The organism is Fructobacillus parabroussonetiae, assembly GCF_018437265.1.
GTDB classification, from domain to species: domain Bacteria; phylum Bacillota; class Bacilli; order Lactobacillales; family Lactobacillaceae; genus Fructobacillus; species Fructobacillus parabroussonetiae.
Genome location: NZ_JAAMFL010000006.1, coordinates 28,035 through 44,916, shown reverse-complemented (window position 1 = coordinate 44,916; position 16,882 = coordinate 28,035). Strand labels below are relative to the sequence as shown.

Below are 16,882 nucleotides of genomic sequence, written 5' to 3'. Positions count from 1 at the left end.
AAAGAAGGATGAGATTGTGTCATTAGTTGTGATTCCCGCCTGGCCTGATAATTTTCAGGTCGGCCAAAACGAAAAACAGATGCAGGCCATGGTGGCTCAATTACAGGCCGTATCGGATCCTTTTTTATTACTGCCGGCCTATCTCCCTAAGTGGCGAACGACTGCCGCTCAGTTGGGCCTTTTTGACCTGCCTTTTTGGTCACCCTTTGATGCTTTGCAAAAGATTCAAAAAAAGGGGCGACAGCCACTCCAGTTAAATGACTTAACTTGGCCAAAAGACGCTCAGTTTGTGCGGATGTTTGATCGAGTGGTGGTTTTGTCCGGAATGGTTCATTATGCCAACGTCTTCTTTACTTATCCAATGGCTGATCAGATTGATCGAATTGACTTATTGGAAGAGGGCAAGCTAAAACAGCAGTTAACCGTCGATGACCGTGGCTTCATTTCACGTATTTTGGACTATGATCATGGTGTTTTAGTCAAACTATCCTATTTGTCAGAGGGTGGTGCCGTGGTAGCTGAAGAAGATTATCAGACGGGGCACGTGCAAGCATTACTCCCAGACGGTCAAGTCAATCACTATCAAAAGATGGCCGATCTGCTGGTTGATTTAACCGTTGCCTATCTGACTGTTTTAGGCGTTGATCAAGCCTTTGTCGAAGACGGCGAGATGAACCGCCAGATTGTTAAACAGCTGAACTTGAAGCGACTGCTTCTTTGGACGGGGCAGGCCCCGGCCATGAATATTGAGGAAGACTGGTCGAGTTTGGCGGATCATGTCACGCTCTTGCAAGGACAGCGTGCCGCAAAGAAAGAGGGGGAAGAGCGAACCGGTCAGGCAATGCTCATGGCACCTTATCCCGTCTTGCCTAGTAAACTTTTACAGCGTAAAAAAGAAAATATTTTGTATTTCCAGGTTGGCGATATTGGTCAAGGGGAGCAGCGTAAGTTGCTCGAACAAGCTATGCAGTTTGTTTTACAGGGCGAAGATCGCACCGTTGTTTTTGAGGGCGAACTAGTGCCCATGCTGTTTGAAACGATGTTAGAAGACTTAATTGAAGAAGACCTGCCTGAACAAAGTGATGAAGAAAAGCAGGAGCTAAAGGCTCGTTTTGTCTTTTTGCAAAAATTGGCACCGGCCGGCCGCTTTGCCTACCTCGCAACGGCCTCGTTTTACATCGACTTATCCCGCCAGCCTGATTTGCTGGTTTTGGCTGCTGCGACGGCCTTGGGCTTGCCGACTTTGACCAAGGTGGACACCGCTTATACGGTTTTGGACTGCTTTACAGAAGAAATGGCGGCGCTTTCGCCTCGTCTCCATGCCCTTTTGGAAGAGGAAAACTGGCAGCAAGCCCATCAAGCAATCTTAGAAAAGGCAGAAACATTACGAGAAAAGCAGCTCGAATTCACTTGGAAAAACCTTTTGCAAGTTAAAAAATAAATGCTTAGAAGGAGTCGTTATGGCAGAATCAATGGCCATTTTACAAATTGGACAATCAGATCTAACAAAGAAAATGGGGGATGCATCAGGCATCACTTTTTCCTACTGTAAAACGATTGATCTTCCCGTCTTTTTAGCCGGACAAAAAAATCCTAATGACCTATCAGCCGACTATGTCTTGCTGACGGATGAGGGCTTGGATTCCGCCTTATTAGCTCGCCAAATTCGGGAGTGGCCAGCCTATTCTGTCTTGTATACAGGGGCCTTTGGTTCATTTTCACCAGCTATTCAAGCGGCTTTAACGGACCGCGGTGCCTTTCATTTACCGGAAAAAGAAGCAAAAGAAGTGGCCGCTCTTATTGCGACTGATTTCTACCGCGGCCAAGTGGGCTTTGCCACGCGTTTTTCGGAAGAGCAATTCGAGCCAGAGGATAACTATGCTTGGCGCTGGCAACGGGCTGGCCGTTTTCAAACGACGGTATCGGGTGACTTTGGCGATACTTACCAGCAAATTGGTACGTTAAAGACCTTTCCTGGCGATTTTCAGTCGGGACAGGAAAACTTGCTCTACCTGGATTACGAAGCGTCAGAAAACGTGGATGTGGCGCTTTCCTTTGTTTTCTTTCAAAACGGTGGCTTGCAATCGTTGAAGTTGTTTGAAAATCCTGACGCGACGAACTTGCCAACGGTGCGAGCACCAAAGCGCTATCAAGATTATCAGATTATTGTGCTGGCTAAGGGAGCCGGGGAGTTGACCCTAAAAAACCTACACCAGCGCAAGTCGCGCCATGGTTATGGCTACTTCCTGCCAGGAGGCGAACGATTGCTCACCATGGCGGGCGAAGAATTGCACGCTTACTTTAATCCTGGCCAAAAAAAGGGCCCACTGGTCGTTTGTTTTGCTGGTACCCGTTTGCATGTCGAGGGTTTTGAAATGATGGGCCCTCTTAATGAAAGCGGCCTGCCCTATTTGCTCTTTACCGATACACGAGCACAGGGCGGTGCCTTTATGGTTGGCCAAGCGGACTTTGAGAATCTCGTCATGGCACGGATTCGTGAGGCTCAAACGGTTTTGGGTCTTTCAGAAAATCAGGTGATTTTTACTGGTTATTCAATGGGGTCTTATCCGGCCGTTTATTACGGGGCACAGATGCAAGCCGAGCACTTCGTCTTAGCCAAGCCAATCGTTCACTTGGGCCAGTTCACGGCAAACGGCACCTTTGCGCATCAAGGCAAAAACCGCGATTGGCCGCTGGATGTCCGAATGGTTTTGACCGGGCGTCTGGACCAAGCCGATACGCCCTTGTTGGATAAGAAACTTTGGCAGGTGACCGATCAAGCGGATTGGCAAAATGTTTTTGTTGATTTATTTAGCATGCGTCGCGATGATTATGATCCAACTGCCAGTGCTGATTTGACCGATTATTTGAAGCGCCATGGTGCGCAAGTTCGGAGCCAGGAAGAAGATGGTTTCCACGAAGAAAAAATCGATCAAATGGTGGCCTTTTTAACGAAGGCAATCAATCGACAAGCAAAAGAGCAGGGAGGCTTCTACTAATGCAATGGCAAATTTATTGGACGCCAAAAACCAAGCTCTATGAACTGCAAGGCGCCGTCATTGACTTTGTTAAGGAAAACGAAGTTCACTATCAAAACCATTTCTTGCCCTCTGGTCGAGTCATTGCTTCCTGGTCGGATGAGGCGAATTATTTCCAAGAAAAACGAATCGGTCAGTTGCCAAAACTAAGGCCGGGGAAGCGATATCGAGCCAAGTTTTCAGTCGCTAATTCGGATAAGATGCGGGCCTATTTGTCCTGGCGTTTTTTCGATGAACAGGGACAAGAAATTGCTCAGCATTACCAAAACGGGCAGGAGGATGTCTTTACCCTGCCGGAAAAGACGTTTTCCTACCGCATTGATTTGCTGTCAGCGGGTTCGGGTGATTTTACTTTTCACGAAATTCAATTGGCGCCGGCTGTCGATGGTGTTTTACTCGATGGCGACCAGGCGGTAACGAATCATTTGACCGCTTATCTTCAGTTACCAAAGACCATTGTGTCAAAGACGCTACGAGTCCTCATCACAGAACCTGTTTTAACGACCATGGCCTACCCACTAGAACGGGTTCAGCCATCGCCACAGGCCGTCTTATACTTGGCAACGGACTTATTGCACTGTCAATCCTACTATGATGAACAGGTCCTTGAAGTGATCAACCAGGCAAAGAAAGCCGCGAAGGCAAAAGAAGTGGCGTTCATCGGTTATGGACCGATTTCTTCTCTAACGGCCCTTTTGTATCGTCGTGCAGTAAAGGGCGCGACGGCAGTCATTCCAAAGCAAGAGGATCTGCATTTACCCGCTGGCTATCGCCGTCGGTCAAAGGGCTTGGCCGACTTTATCGCTTCCCTACCAAAAAAGATTGCGGACCTTCGTTCTGATGAAGACGCTGTGTTGGAAAAGGCGACGTTGACGACTTATCCAAGTGACTTGCGAGTGGCAACCGCGGCAGACGAATTGTTGACTGGTCTGCCATACCTCGATTGGCCAGTTGATAAAAAAGTCGAGAAAAAGAGAAAAGCAAAAGCTCAAGCCGAAAAGGAAGCGGCCGAAAAGGCGGCTCGACTACGCTTAAAAGAGGCGCGTAAGCAAAAGAAGGCGGCGAACCAGGCCTCTGAAAAACCAGCTAAAAAAGCCCAGCCTGATAAGCCGGACTTTGTGCGTGATCAGAATCAAGATGACGCTTTGCTACGACGGAAAAAGCGGCATGGTTCAAGACACCGTCAGATTGAAAAACAAGAGGCGAACAGCTCTTCTCAGCGGTTGCAAGACTTTTTCACAAAGAGCCGCTCGAAATAACCTGGCGCTGAACGCAAAAAAAGGACCGAATAATTTCGGTCCTTTTTGATTAGAAATATGCTTTTAGAAAGAGATCAACAGCCAGAGCAACGGCCGCAATCGAGATGACGATTTTCAAAATCTTATCTGGAATCAAGCGAACAATGTGTGGGCCAATCCAACCACCGATGAATAAGCCGATGCCCATTGGAATGACGAGTCCCCAGTAGATATGGGAAGAAAAAATATAAATAACGGTCGCAATCAGGTTGGCCCCACCAAGCGACAGGTTCTTGAGCGCATTGTAGGAGGCAAAGGGCATGGTAGTAGTTGCCGAAAGAATGGCTAGGAGTAAGACACCACCGGCTGCTCCAAAGTAGCCACAGTACATGCCGACGAGTAAGATGCCGACGGACACGATGAGGCGGTAAAGCGGATGCTTGGCATCGTTTTCAATGGAGTCGTCACGGGTCAGGTTGAGCTCGTTTTTCTTTGATTTGTTCACCTGAGAAAGTAAGAGAAGGCCGGCTACTAAGACAAAGAAGGGCACGGCTTTTTCAAAAGTCGAAGCGGGTGCAGCCAAAAGCAACCAGGCCCCTATAATCGACCCACCGATGGTCAGCGGTAAGATCTTAATTAACTCTTTGCGGTGCTCACCAAGTTCCTTATGAGAGGAAACCGTGGCGCCTAATCCCGTCATGACAAGCGCTGCGGTGTTGGTGACATTGGCGAAGAGTGGTGGAACACCTACCGCCAGTAAGGCGGGATAGGAAACTAAGGAAGCAAGGCCAGCGGTTGTTGAAACGATACCAGCTAAAATCCCCATTGGAAGTAGAAATAGAAAGTGTTGCCAATACTCAGTCATGTTTTTTGCGGTCTCCTCGAATGTTTTTTTATTTCTGTAAAGGATAAAGGTTCTAAATAACAGGATCTAGTATAGTCTTGATTGCCGATTCCTGCAAGGTTTTGACCGCTTTCTTCCATTGCTAGCGCAATCGTTGACAGAAAAAGTTTTTCTTGTCAGAACGAGCGCGAGAGGATATAATGGTTATTGTTTCAAATGCCGCTGTGGCGGAACTGGCAGACGCGTACCGTTCAGGTCGGTATGGAGATTTCTCCGTGCAGGTTCGATTCCTGTCAGCGGCATTGATGAAAAAAGAGCAGCCTCGAGGGGTTGCTCTTTTTTGTTATCGAAAAGAAGCGACTTTTTTGCTTCTGACCCTTGGACTTTGACAAAAAAAGCCGAGATATTAGACAGATTCGCCGCTTCGGTACCTTCGCTCTGGTCGTGACTCATTATATAATTAAGGTAACTTAAATGAGGAGCGTGACCGATGACCATGACCCGAGTACAACATTTTAATCACTCACCAAAAAGCTTTGAAACATCTTCTGCTGAACGAATTGGCCTCTTGATTTTTTATCTGCTGGCCCTTAGCTTGTTCCTCTTTGCCAGTTTTTTTGATCGACAGGTGAGTCAGGCCGTAATGGACCGCTCGTCTGTTGTCGGTGCTTTTTTCCAGAAATACGGCATTTTTGGTCCAAATATTCTGCTTTTTTCCGCCTTTCAGATAATTGCTTGGGTCAGCTTTTTTTCAAATTACCGGCTGCTGCAGCGCTTTTTGTTAACTAGTCTTTTCATTCTTTTAGCAACCAATCAGCTGTTCTTTTCCTTGAAAGGGTATTTCGCCTATACATTGGCTCGCTTGCTCAACGGGCAGGGGCATTCTGTTGCCGATCCTGTCTTGGGACAATGGCTATTGGGCATCGCCCTTAGCGCTGTGCTTTCGATTGTTTTCTATTTTTACATCGCCCAACAAAGCGATTCAGAACGGCGGTATCTGTTGAAGGCGGCCATGTTTGGTATTGCTTTGGTCTTCGTTGTTTCGCTTGTCATTGGTGACCTCAAGTTGCACTGGGGACGTTATCGTCCGTTTCAAATGGATGCGGCCATGCGGCAATTCACCCCTTGGTATCATCCCAACGGATCCAATGGACACTACTCCTTTCCTTCCGGACACAGCACCTCTGGCTGGCTAATGGTTTATCTACCATTTCTATTACCTCGAAGTTGGCGGAGACAACAGCAGTTTTTACTGATGATGACCGTGGCTTTGGCCATTACGATTGCGCTCAGCCGCGTTCGTTATGGGGCACACTGGTTGTCGGATGTGACGGCAGCAAGCTTGATTGTTTTCTCGATGGTTTTTCTCTTTTCACGTCTGCTCGGCGCGCATTTTGTTGAGGCTAAGACGGCGAAAGGCCAAGAAGGATCCAAGTTTTTCTAACACCTGCGTAATTGCTTCACCTTAAAATGAAATAAACTAGTAATAGCAGGGGAACTTTGCTACAATAAGTAAGATTTCTAATTTTAAGGAGAAGACACAATGTCAGGACATAGTAAATGGCATAACATTCAAGGTCGTAAAAACGCCCAAGATGCTAAGCGTGGAAAGATTTTCCAAAAGCTTGCGCACGACTTATATGTTGCAGCAAAGGCTGGCGGTGCTGATCCCGAAATGAACGCCTCTCTTCGTTTGGTAGTGGATAAGGCGAAGGCCGCTAACATGCCAAAGGATAACATCCAACGTGCTTTGGATAAGGCTTCTGGTGCCGGTGGTGCAAAGTTCGAAGAAGTGACTTACGAAGGATACGGTACGGCTGGTGTGGCTGTTTTGGTGGAAGCCTCAACGGATAACATTAACCGTACGGTTTCATCTGTTCGAAACTCTTTCAAGCACTTCGGTGGTTCACTTGGAACTTCTGGTTCCGTGGCCTTCCAATTCGATCGTAAGGGTTACCTCGTGATTGATCGTGAAGAAAACCCTGATGTGGATGAAGACACGATTTTGGAAGTTGCGCTTGAAGCTGGTGCAGATGATGTTCAAACATCAGATGAAGCCTTCGAGATTTATACAGCGCCTTCTGACTTCCAAACGGTCGAAGCAGCAATGACTGATGCTGGTTATGAATTAGCTGATTCTGAAGTAACAATGATTGCTCAGAACCCAATGGCAATTTCAGATGAAGATCGCGAAAAGTTAGACAAATTGGTTGACGAGCTTGAAGACAACGAAGATGTCTTGGCTGTTTATACGACGGCTGAATAAATAAAAAAGGACCGAAAGGTCCTTTTTTTTATTGCCGTTTTTTGGCTAGTTGAACCGATTGATTAACCAGCTCCTTTAGTTTTTCAATATCTTTTTTTCCGGGGTAGAGGTTAATGCGAACGAGGTCAGCTGCCCGTTTGGCGCCGGCTTTTTGCATCTGCTCGTCGAATTGATCGAGTGCCAGACAATAGTATCCTTCGTAGAAGGTGTCACCGGAACCGGCGATCCCATAGGTTAAGTTTGAAAGGCTGACATCAGCCAAGTCATCAAAGTAGTCCAGTCCTTCGTCCGGAAGTGAGCCCTCGTCATAGGTGTAGGGGACGAGGAAAGCCAGGTCGTATTTGGCTAACTCTTCGGGTTCCGTTTGTGAAATCTCACTTTTTTCAACTTGGACCCCCTGATCTTTTAGGATAGCGATGATGTTGTCAGCCACCGCCTCGTTATTTCCAGTAATGGTGGCAAAGACCACCTGTGCGGTTAATTGATTATCAGCCATGCTGTCCTCCTTTATTAGCTTCATATCCCATTATACAAGAGAAGATGCATCGTTTTAAAAAAAGCCTGACTGGTATTTTAGAAAAGCTTGTCATATAATAGTCAAAAATACTTGGAGGACATCAGCATGGCATTATCAAAAGAACAAATCGCTGCATTACAAAACGTTTATGATCACGGGATTCTCGATCATGATGATAAGGCGCGCCAAGCGTTGGCTCAGGTTTTAGAGGATAACAAGTAAAACTTGTAACTTTTTTAAAATTGTGCCATAATTAGGACAATAAATTGCTGATGAGGACAACAAAGTTTGCATGGTCAGAAGAAGAGAGCCGACGGGTGGTGTGAGTCGGTCTGGCAGCAAATGGCGACTACCTCGGAATGGCGGAGAAGTAAGCAATGAAACTCTGCCCGGGTGACACCGTTAAACGTTTCTTGAGTCTGAGCAAAGCTCAGAGAAATGGGTGGTACCACGGTTTAGCGTCCCTTCGTGTTTTTAAGCACGGAGGGCGCTTTTTTTTATTCTTGGTGCCAAAAAAGAAGCGGTTGTCCGTCAGCAAGAGAGAAAAGAAAGAAGGCAGAAAAATGGCAGAAATTACCTTAACATTCCCAGATGGGGCAAAAAAGTCCTTTAACGAAGGGGTAAAGCCAATCGAAGTGGCGGAATCAATTGCCAAGTCATTGGCAAAGAAGTCTGTTTCAGCAAAGTTGAATGGCGCTTATGTCGGCATGAACGATGCGATGAACGAGTCGGGTGACTTTGCGTTGATTACCAAAAGCGATGAGGAAGGATTGAAAATTCTTCGCCATTCAACCGCTCACCTGTTAGCCCAGGCACTTCGTCGTCTGCCAAAGTTTGAAAAGATGCACTTTGGTGTGGGTCCTGCCATTGAAAATGGCTTCTATTACGATACGGATAATGGGGCTGGTAACCAAGTATCCGTTGATGACTTTCCTGAAATCGAAGCGATGATGAAAAAGATTGTCAAGGAAGACTTGCCAATCCTGTCGCACGAAATTTCAAAGGATGAAGCCTTGGACATGTTCCAGGATGATCCTTACAAGGTCGAATTAATCAACGACTTGCCGGCCGGCGAAAAGATTACGGTTGCCGTTCAAGGCGAACACGTTGAGTTGGACCGCGGTGGTTTGGTGCCATCAACTGGTTGGATTAAGCACTTTAAGTTGGTTTCTGTTGCCGGTTCCTACTGGCGCGGCGATTCCGACAAAGCCGTGATGCAACGAATTTACGGAACGGCTTTCTGGAATGCAGAAGACTTGGAAGAAGATTTGAAGCGTCGCGCGGAAGCGAAGGAACGTGATCACCGAAACATCGGTCGTGACTTGGATCTGTTCTTTACTAGCCAAAAAGTCGGCTCCGGCTTGCCCGTTTGGTTGCCAAATGGGGCAACCATTCGTCGCCAAGTGGAACGTTACATCGTTGATAAGGAATTGGCCAACGATTACTTGCATGTGTACACGCCAGTTTTGTCGAACTTGAACCTCTATAAGACTTCTGGCCACTGGGATCACTACCGTGAGGACATGTTCCCACCAATGGATATGGGCGATGGCGAATTCCTTGAATTGCGCCCAATGAACTGTCCTTCCCATATCTCGGTTTACCAGCACAAGCCACGTTCATACCGTGACTTGCCAATGCGTGTGGCCGAATTGGGGATGATGCACCGTTATGAAAAGTCCGGAGCCTTGACTGGTTTGTCTCGTGTTCGTGAAATGACTTTGAACGATGGCCACACCTTCGTTGCCCAAGAACAGTTGGAAGACGAATTCAAGTCAATCTTGGCCATGATGATGGAAGTCTATGAAGACTTTAACATCACGGACTACCGCTTCCGATTGTCCTATCGTGATCCCGAAAATACGCAAAAGTACTTCGATGATGACGAAATGTGGGAAAAGTCCCAGGCACAGTTGAAGCGTGCCATGGACGACATGGGCTTGGATTACTTCGAAGCACCTGGTGAAGCGGCCTTCTATGGTCCAAAGTTGGATGTGCAAACGAAGACGGCCCTTGGTGGCGAAGAAACGTTGTCAACGATTCAGTTGGACTTCTTGTTGCCTGAACGCTTTAACCTGACTTATGTTGGTGAAGACGGTCAAGATAACCACCGTCCAGTGATGTTGCACCGTGGAATCGTTGGTACCATGGAACGTTTTACGGCTTACCTGATTGAAATGTACAAGGGTGCTTTCCCAACTTGGTTAGCACCAATGCAAGTACAAATCATTCCAGTCAACGTCGAAGCACACGGGGACTATGCCAAGAAGATTCAAAAGTCCTTGGCCAAGGCTGGCCTGCGTGCCAACGTCGACACCCGTTCGGCAAAGATGGGCTACTTGATCCGCGATGCGCAGACCAAGAAGATTCCATACACGCTGGTACTTGGTGACCAGGAGCAAGACAACGGAACGGTGACGGTCCGTCGTTACGGCTCACAGGACACGGAATCAATGTCTGCGGCTGACTTTAAGCAATTAGTTGAAAAGGACGTAGCACGTTATTCTCGTCCGGATGAAAAAGCATAAGAAATAAATGAGAGGACACCGTTTCGGTGTCTTCTTCTGTGTTTGTTTGAAAGGAAGAACGATGTCAGAAAAGCAAAACATCGAAGAACCGCAACTAGAAAAAGGGTTGCAAAACCGCCACGTGCAGTTGATTGCCATTGGTGGCACGATCGGTACTGGTTTGTTCATGGGGGCTGGTAACTCCATTCACTATGTCGGACCTGGTATCTTGGCCGTTTACGCTATTATTGGTGCCATGATGTTTATCATGATGCGTGCCATGGGGGAGATGCTCTATCAAGACCCAACGCAACCAACTTTTATCGCCTACATGACGAAGTACCTTGGAAACCGCGCTGGTTTCTTTGCCCGTTGGTCCTACTGGTTGACCATGATTTTCTTCGGAATGGCCGAATTAACAGCCATTGGAAAGTATGTTCAATTCTGGTTCCCAGGCATGCCGGAATGGTTGATTCAAATCATTTTCTTGGTTGCCTTGAGTGCCGTGAACTTGATTGCGGTTTCACTGTTTGGTGAAATGGAATTCTGGTTCTCAATGATTAAAGTCATCGCCATCCTGGCCTTGATTGTGACCGGCTTGATTATGGCCTTTGGTCACTTTGAGACATCGGCTGGTACGGTTTCCTTTGGAAACGTCTTCAACCACTTTAGCTTAGTACCAAATGGTTGGGGAAACTTCGTGAACGCCTTCCAAATGGTTATGTTTGCCTTTGTTGGAATGGAATTCATCGGAATGACTGTGGCAGAAACGAAGAATCCACGTAAGATTTTGCCAAAGGCCATTAACCAGATTCCATTCCGTGTGCTCTTCTTCTACCTGGGTGCGCTCTTTGTGATCATGACGATTTACCCATGGAAGGAAATTCCAGCTCACCAATCACCATTCGTTATGGTCTTTGAATTGGTTGGCTTGAAGGGGGCCGCAGCGATTATCAACTTTGTTGTGCTGACTGCCGCCGCTTCATCATTCAACTCCATCCTTTTCTCAACGTCACGTAACTTCTATTCCTTGGCAAAGGAATCACGAGCTAAGTTCTTGCAACCCTTCACGCAATTGTCATCGCGCGGATTGCCAGCAAAGGCTTTGCTCTTCTCATCAGCCATCTCCGTGTCATCTGCTGTGATTTCATCAATCCCAGCCATTAACGATGCCTTCGTCTTCGTGACGTCGGCAGCCACTGATTTGTTCTTGATGATTTACATCATGATTTTGTGGGCTTACTGGCAGTACCGCAAGTCATCGAGTTACATGGCCGATGGCTTCTTGTTGAAGGCACCAAAGTTCTTCGTGCCCTTGGCAGTGCTCTTCTTTATCTTTGTGTACATTACGCTTTTCTTCAACGATTCAACCGTTGTACCGGCAATCGGTGCCACGGTTTGGCTGATTGTCTTTGGTACGATTTCATACTTCCAACCAAAAGAAGCCTTGTCACAGCAGTAAGCACTTTCATTTAATCTAGAAATTTTATAATGTTTGAAAACTGGAATGGAGACTTTGGATGTCTTTTTTGATCAACTTTATTTTGCATATTGATGACCATATTGCAAGCTTAGTACAACACTTTGGCCCATGGACCTACTTGATTTTGTTTGCCATTATCTTGATTGAGACCGGGGCTGTGGTTTTGCCTTTCTTGCCTGGTGACTCCTTGCTTTTTGCAGCGGGGGCCATCTCGATGACACCGGCCGGTCAAGCGGCTGGCTTGAACCATTGGCTCTTCATGCTTGCTTTCTTTGTCGCCGCTGTTCTGGGTGACACGATGAATTACTTGATTGCCCGGGAGGGTGGTCGAGCGCTTCTTGATAAAAAGCCTTTTTCGACTTTGATTAAGCCGAAAAACATTGAGGAAGCCGACGCCTTCTTTCAAAAGCATGGTGGCTTAGCCGTCATCATGGGGCGTTACGTACCCATTATTCGAACGTTCGTCCCCTTCGTGGCCGGACTATCCGCTTTCTCATTCCGCCGCTTCGTGGAATACACTGTCATTGCTGCCTTCTCTTGGTCATTCTTGATGACCGGGGCGGGTGCCTTGTTCGGTAACATTCCCTTTGTCGCGGAACATTTCTCAGCCATTATTCTGGGCATTGTCTTTGTGACCTTGCTGCCTTCGATTATTGCCGTTGCAAAATCGATTTTGAATAAGAAAAAGAAGTAAAAAGTCGCGCCGAACCCGATGTTTCGGCGCTTTTTTTTCGCATTTTGAAGGGGACTTCGTTATAATGAAAGCAATGTTTCCCCAATGTTTTTGGCTTGGGGATGAGTATTTTTAATCAATTGCTGGAGAAAGCCATGCCGATGAATTTGATTCTTGCAACGGACGCCTATAAGTTGACGCACCACTTGCAGTATCCACAAAACATTAACAAGCTGTATTCATACGGAGAGGCCCGTGTGGGCGGCCTCTACCCAACCATTTCCTGGTTCGGTTTGTCGATGATTTTACACGATTACTTCCAAACCAAAGTGACGACGGAAATGATCGATGAAGCCGAAAAAGTTGCCGAGGAAACCTTTGGGACGAAGACCTACTTTAATCGACCCGTTTGGGAAAAGGTTCGTGACCTCGGGTATTTCCCGGTGCGCATTAAAGCTTTGCCGGAAGGACTAGAAGTGCCAACGGGAACGGCTTTGTTTACCATTGAGTCGACAGCCGATTGGTTTGCGACCTCGTTAAATGCCTTGGAAGTGATGCTGATGCACGTCTGGTATCCAACGACCATTGCGACAAACTCACTTTATATCAAGAAACGTTTGCTGCCCTTGGTTGAAAAAACCGGGAATGTCGACTTACTGCCATTAATGGTGAACGACTTTGGTTTGCGGGGGGCAACCTCGCTGCAGTCCGGCCAGCGTGGTGGGGCAGCGCATTTGCTCCACTTCCGTGGATCGGATAATTTAGCCGCTTCGAACTACTTTGAACAAGTCTATGGCCGTGCCGGTCGTGCCCAGTCCATTTGGGCAACGGAGCATTCCGTTGCCACCGCCTATGGTTCAGGTCAGGGTGAATTTGATTACTTAAACGCCCAATTGGATCGCACGCCGGATGATGCACCCGTATCGATTGTGATTGATTCCTACGACACTTTCCACTTTGTTCGCGAGGTCGTGGGGTCAGCTGCCATGGTTGACCGTATCAAGAAGCGTCCAGGGCGGGTTGTTTTGCGTCCTGACTCAGGTGATCCGATTACGATGGACTTGGCTGTTTTGGATATCCTAGCGGATATTTTTGGTACGGAAGTAAACGAAAAGGGTTATAAAGTCTTGAAGCACAACGTCGGGTTGATTCAAGGCGATGGCATGAAAGCCGATACCATCATTAAGCTATACGAAGCGCTGATTGAAAAGGGCTGGTCAACCGATAACCTTGTCGTTGGGTCCGGCGGCGGTTTGTTGCAGGAAGGCTTCACCCGTGATACTGAGCGCTTCGCCATTAAGGCTGCCTATGCGCACACGGTGGATGGGGAAGACTTGGCCATTAAAAAACAGCCCAAGACTGATTTGACTAAAGCTTCTAAAGCCGGCTTATTAAAAGTCATTGTGGATGATTCGGGTCAGTTGCAGACGGTCCCACAGAGTCAGCCAGGAAAGGACCTGCTCCAAACCGTCTACGAGGACGGCCAAATTCAAACGGTTGCCATCGATGACGTGCTGGAACGAGCTGAGCGGCACTTAAAAGAAAAGGCCAATCTTGGTCACGTGAATGGTTAAATGAAAGGATTGATTAGCCGATCAATCCTTTTTTAGTGAAAAGCTTTCCGTCTCCTTCCAATCTGTGGTAGAGTGGAGTTAAAGAAAAGAGGCTTTATGTATTACGATCTTGTCCAATCAATTCTTGATGAACTGACCAATGCTAAGGCCCTTATTTGCTCAAAAACAGCTTCCGTATCGAATACGGGGGCTTTTTTTTATTTGTTATAGGAGGTATTTCCATGCTGTCTTCAGCAAATGCACAAGTGATTGGTCCTGATTTTTTGAGCCGGTTAAATCTACAAGACCCACATGACTTAAAACCCGTTTCAGGTGGCGATGTGAATCTGGCCTTTTCACTTTACTCAGGTACACAACGCTACTTTTTAAAAGTCCAACCCGATCACGATCAGCACTTTTTTGATTCCGAAGTGGCCTCGCTGAAGGCGCTTGGTCAGTACGTGACGGTGCCAAAAGTAATGAAGCAAGGGGCGACACAGGGCTTTGCTTACTTACTTTTGTCATGGGTCAAGTCAGGGCCAAGTAATCAGGGCAATCTCGGCCGTGCTTTAGCCGTTTTGCACCAGGCAAGCAATGATCGATTCGGCTTTGATTTATCCAATCATTCTGATTTTGTTCCAAAGGATAATTCTTGGTCGGATTCTTGGGCAACGTTCTTTGTCAATCAACGGCTAGAACCGTTAATGAAACAAGCCATTAAAAAGGGCTTTTGGCTGACGCAACGTGGTGATCATTACGAGAACTTGAAAAAGGCCATCTTAAACGATGAGCATGCTAAGAATGTCAAGCCATCCATGCTCCATGGCGATTTTTGGGCTGGAAACTTCATGTTTGATGAGAAGGGACAACCGGTCTTTATCGACCCCAATGCCTTCTATGGTGATCGCGAATACGATTTGGCCGTTTCCTCGGTCTTTCCAGGCTTTAACGATGACTTTTACCAGGCCTACCAAGCGGCCTATCCGTTGGAAGAAGGCTATCAGGAACGCTTTAAGTGGTACGAATTCTATTACATTTTGATGCACTTTGTGCGCTTTGGTGATATCTACGCACCACGGTTGAATCGGCTGCTCTTGGAATTTTAAGTAAATGATCAAAGTTGTCTGGAACCTGGAAGGGGGTTGTTGACAGCTTTTTTTCTACCCGCTATACTCGTAACATTAGTGCTTAGGAGAACCAAGATGAAAACAAAGAAAAACACACAACTTTTTGTGGCCCAGACGCTGTTTGTCGCTATCATCCTCTTGCAGTCGGCGGTTCCTTTCTTAGGATACGTGCCTTTGGGAGCCGTTGTCGTCGGTGCATCTGCCGTGATTTTACCGGCGACCGCCGCCTTGGCCGCGATTACTTTAGGGCCGAAGTCCGGCTTTGTTGTCGCTTTTTTCTGGGCCTTCTATTCTTGGATTCGGGCGATTTTACACCCGGGAACCTTCGGCGCCCTTTTGTTTTCAAATCCCTTTGTGGCCTTTATTCCCAGGATTCTGGTGGGCCTTGTGATTGGGTACTTGGCGCAGCGTTTCTTTAAAAATCAATTGAAGCCCGTCTGGTTCCTTTTTACCTTAGGCGGCCTGTCAGCCTTTATTAACACGGCCATCGTGATTGTGCTGACCTGGCTGTCGTTGACCTTTTTGCCCTATCATGGCTATGGCATTCCAAAGGAAAACCTCTTTTTCTGGTTAGTGGCGATCTTGGCCTTTAATTTCTTCTTTGAGTTTGTTATGAACGGTGTCTTGGTGGCGGCCATTGGCCCAGTCTTGCAGCGTCGTTTTCAAAAATTGATGAAATAAAAAGTCGTCCGGAAAATTTCCGGACGACTTTTTTTGTTACCTTGCTACACAACCCGTACAAGCGTTGATATACCAGTGTTATCATATGCACCTGCCCAGACTCGAACTGGGAGCAAAGACTTAGGAGGTCCCCGTTTTATCCCGTTAAACTACAGGTGCAAAGCACCTTTCATTATAACGGAGAAGGGGATTGAAGACAATTGAAGATTAAATAAAGGCTTTTTTAACCTTTCTTAACCCTTTTTTAAGGCAATTGACCCCGCTTTGTCATCAAATTCTGGTACACTTATTAAAAATGAGTCTTGGAGGATCAAATGGCTGAAGTGATTGAAGTGAAGCACCCACTGGTTCAACATAAGTTGACCATGATTCGAAACGAAGCAGTTGGCACGAAAGATTTTCGGGCCCTCGTTGATGAGTTGGCCATGTTATTGACCTACGAAGCTTCGGCTGATTTGCCACTTGAGACCGTTCCGGTTAAAACGCCGGTTCAAGAAACAAAGGCGGCTTCTTTGGCCGGTAAAAAGTTGGCAGTGGTGCCGATTTTACGTGCTGGGCTTGGTATGGTCGATGGCATTTTACAGTTGATCCCCGCTGCCAAAGTCGGACACATCGGCATGTACCGTGATGAAGAAACTTTGGAGCCGGTCGAATATTTTGTTAAGTTACCCGACGATATCGCACAGCGAGAAGTGTTGTTAGTTGATCCAATGTTAGCGACTGGTGGCTCAGCCAAGGATGCCATTTCAGCTTTGAAGTTACGTGGCGCAACACAGATTAAGTTGATTACGCTGGTTTCGGCTCCTGAAGGAATAAAAGCAGTCCAGGAAGCTCACCCAGACGTGACGATTGTGACGGCGGCAATTGACGAAGGCCTAAACGACGATGGCTACATTGTTCCTGGATTGGGCGATGCCGGTGATCGACTCTTTGGTACACATTAAAAATGGCGGAG

Annotated in this window: 14 protein-coding genes and 2 tRNA genes; 13 read left to right on the top strand and 3 right to left on the bottom strand. The window is 47.0% G+C overall.

The window, feature by feature from the left end:
- The first annotated feature begins 16 nt into the window (after positions 1–16).
- The 3 genes from asp1 to asp3 are packed head-to-tail and all read left to right on the top strand — an operon-like array spanning position 17 to position 4,297.
- Positions 17–1,441, top strand: a complete 1,425-nt coding sequence (asp1, locus tag G6R30_RS03820; RefSeq protein ID WP_213821630.1) for an accessory Sec system glycosyltransferase Asp1 — start codon at positions 17–19, stop codon at positions 1,439–1,441.
- A gap of 19 nt (positions 1,442–1,460) precedes the next feature.
- Positions 1,461–2,999, top strand: a complete 1,539-nt coding sequence (gene asp2, locus G6R30_RS03815) for an accessory Sec system protein Asp2 (RefSeq protein WP_213821628.1) — start codon at positions 1,461–1,463, stop codon at positions 2,997–2,999.
- Positions 2,999–4,297, top strand: a complete 1,299-nt coding sequence (gene asp3 / locus G6R30_RS03810; protein WP_213821626.1) for an accessory Sec system protein Asp3 — start codon at positions 2,999–3,001, stop codon at positions 4,295–4,297. The genes asp2 and asp3 overlap by 1 nt, the downstream gene beginning before the upstream one ends.
- 49 nt (positions 4,298–4,346) lie before the next feature.
- On the opposite strand, the gene G6R30_RS03805 is transcribed toward asp3, so the two are convergent.
- The gene (locus G6R30_RS03805; RefSeq protein WP_213821624.1) at positions 4,347–5,141 is read right to left on the bottom strand and encodes a sulfite exporter TauE/SafE family protein; all 795 of its coding nucleotides are present in this window, start codon (positions 5,139–5,141) and stop codon (positions 4,347–4,349) included.
- A gap of 197 nt (positions 5,142–5,338) precedes the next feature.
- Between G6R30_RS03805 and G6R30_RS03800 the strand changes: the two genes are divergently transcribed.
- From G6R30_RS03800 to G6R30_RS03790, 3 genes are all read left to right on the top strand, one after another.
- Positions 5,339–5,422, top strand: a tRNA-Leu gene (locus G6R30_RS03800).
- 194 nt (positions 5,423–5,616) lie between these two features.
- Positions 5,617–6,564, top strand: coding sequence for a phosphatase PAP2 family protein (locus tag G6R30_RS03795; protein WP_213821622.1), 948 nt, complete (start codon positions 5,617–5,619; stop codon positions 6,562–6,564).
- 99 nt (positions 6,565–6,663) lie between these two features.
- A complete protein-coding gene (locus G6R30_RS03790; protein WP_213821620.1) occupies positions 6,664–7,386 on the top strand; it encodes a YebC/PmpR family DNA-binding transcriptional regulator in 723 nt (240 codons plus the stop codon).
- A 28-nt stretch (positions 7,387–7,414) separates the two neighbouring features.
- Here G6R30_RS03790 and G6R30_RS03785 read toward each other — a convergent pair whose 3' ends face one another.
- On the bottom strand, positions 7,415–7,882 hold the full coding sequence (locus G6R30_RS03785) for a flavodoxin domain-containing protein (protein ID WP_213821618.1): 468 nt from the start codon (positions 7,880–7,882) through the stop codon (positions 7,415–7,417).
- A 584-nt stretch (positions 7,883–8,466) separates the two neighbouring features.
- Here G6R30_RS03785 and thrS point away from each other — a divergent pair.
- The 6 genes from thrS (at position 8,467) to G6R30_RS03755 (ending at position 15,927) form a co-directional block, all read left to right on the top strand.
- A complete protein-coding gene (gene thrS / locus G6R30_RS03780) occupies positions 8,467–10,431 on the top strand; it encodes a threonine--tRNA ligase (protein WP_213821616.1) in 1,965 nt (654 codons plus the stop codon).
- A gap of 61 nt (positions 10,432–10,492) precedes the next feature.
- Positions 10,493–11,872 (top strand): amino acid permease, encoded by a 1,380-nt coding sequence (locus tag G6R30_RS03775; protein WP_213821614.1) that lies wholly within the window; start codon positions 10,493–10,495, stop codon positions 11,870–11,872.
- Between the two features lie 58 nt (positions 11,873–11,930).
- A complete protein-coding gene (locus tag G6R30_RS03770; RefSeq protein WP_213821612.1) occupies positions 11,931–12,587 on the top strand; it encodes a VTT domain-containing protein in 657 nt (218 codons plus the stop codon).
- 134 nt (positions 12,588–12,721) lie between these two features.
- Positions 12,722–14,140 carry a nicotinate phosphoribosyltransferase gene (locus G6R30_RS03765; protein ID WP_213821610.1) on the top strand — a complete coding sequence of 473 codons (1,419 nt, stop codon included), beginning with the start codon at positions 12,722–12,724 and terminating at the stop codon, positions 14,138–14,140.
- 221 nt (positions 14,141–14,361) lie between these two features.
- A complete protein-coding gene (locus G6R30_RS03760) occupies positions 14,362–15,225 on the top strand; it encodes a fructosamine kinase family protein (protein ID WP_213821608.1) in 864 nt (287 codons plus the stop codon).
- 96 nt (positions 15,226–15,321) lie between these two features.
- Complete coding sequence (locus G6R30_RS03755; RefSeq protein ID WP_213821606.1) at positions 15,322–15,927, top strand: ECF transporter S component; 606 nt, start codon at positions 15,322–15,324, stop codon at positions 15,925–15,927.
- A gap of 86 nt (positions 15,928–16,013) precedes the next feature.
- On the opposite strand, the gene G6R30_RS03750 is transcribed toward G6R30_RS03755, so the two are convergent.
- Positions 16,014–16,086, bottom strand: a tRNA-Arg gene (locus tag G6R30_RS03750).
- 155 nt (positions 16,087–16,241) lie between these two features.
- On the opposite strand from G6R30_RS03750, the gene upp reads away from it, so the two are divergent.
- Positions 16,242–16,871, top strand: a complete 630-nt coding sequence (gene upp / locus G6R30_RS03745) for a uracil phosphoribosyltransferase (protein ID WP_213821604.1) — start codon at positions 16,242–16,244, stop codon at positions 16,869–16,871.
- Positions 16,872–16,882: the final 11 nt, after the last annotated feature.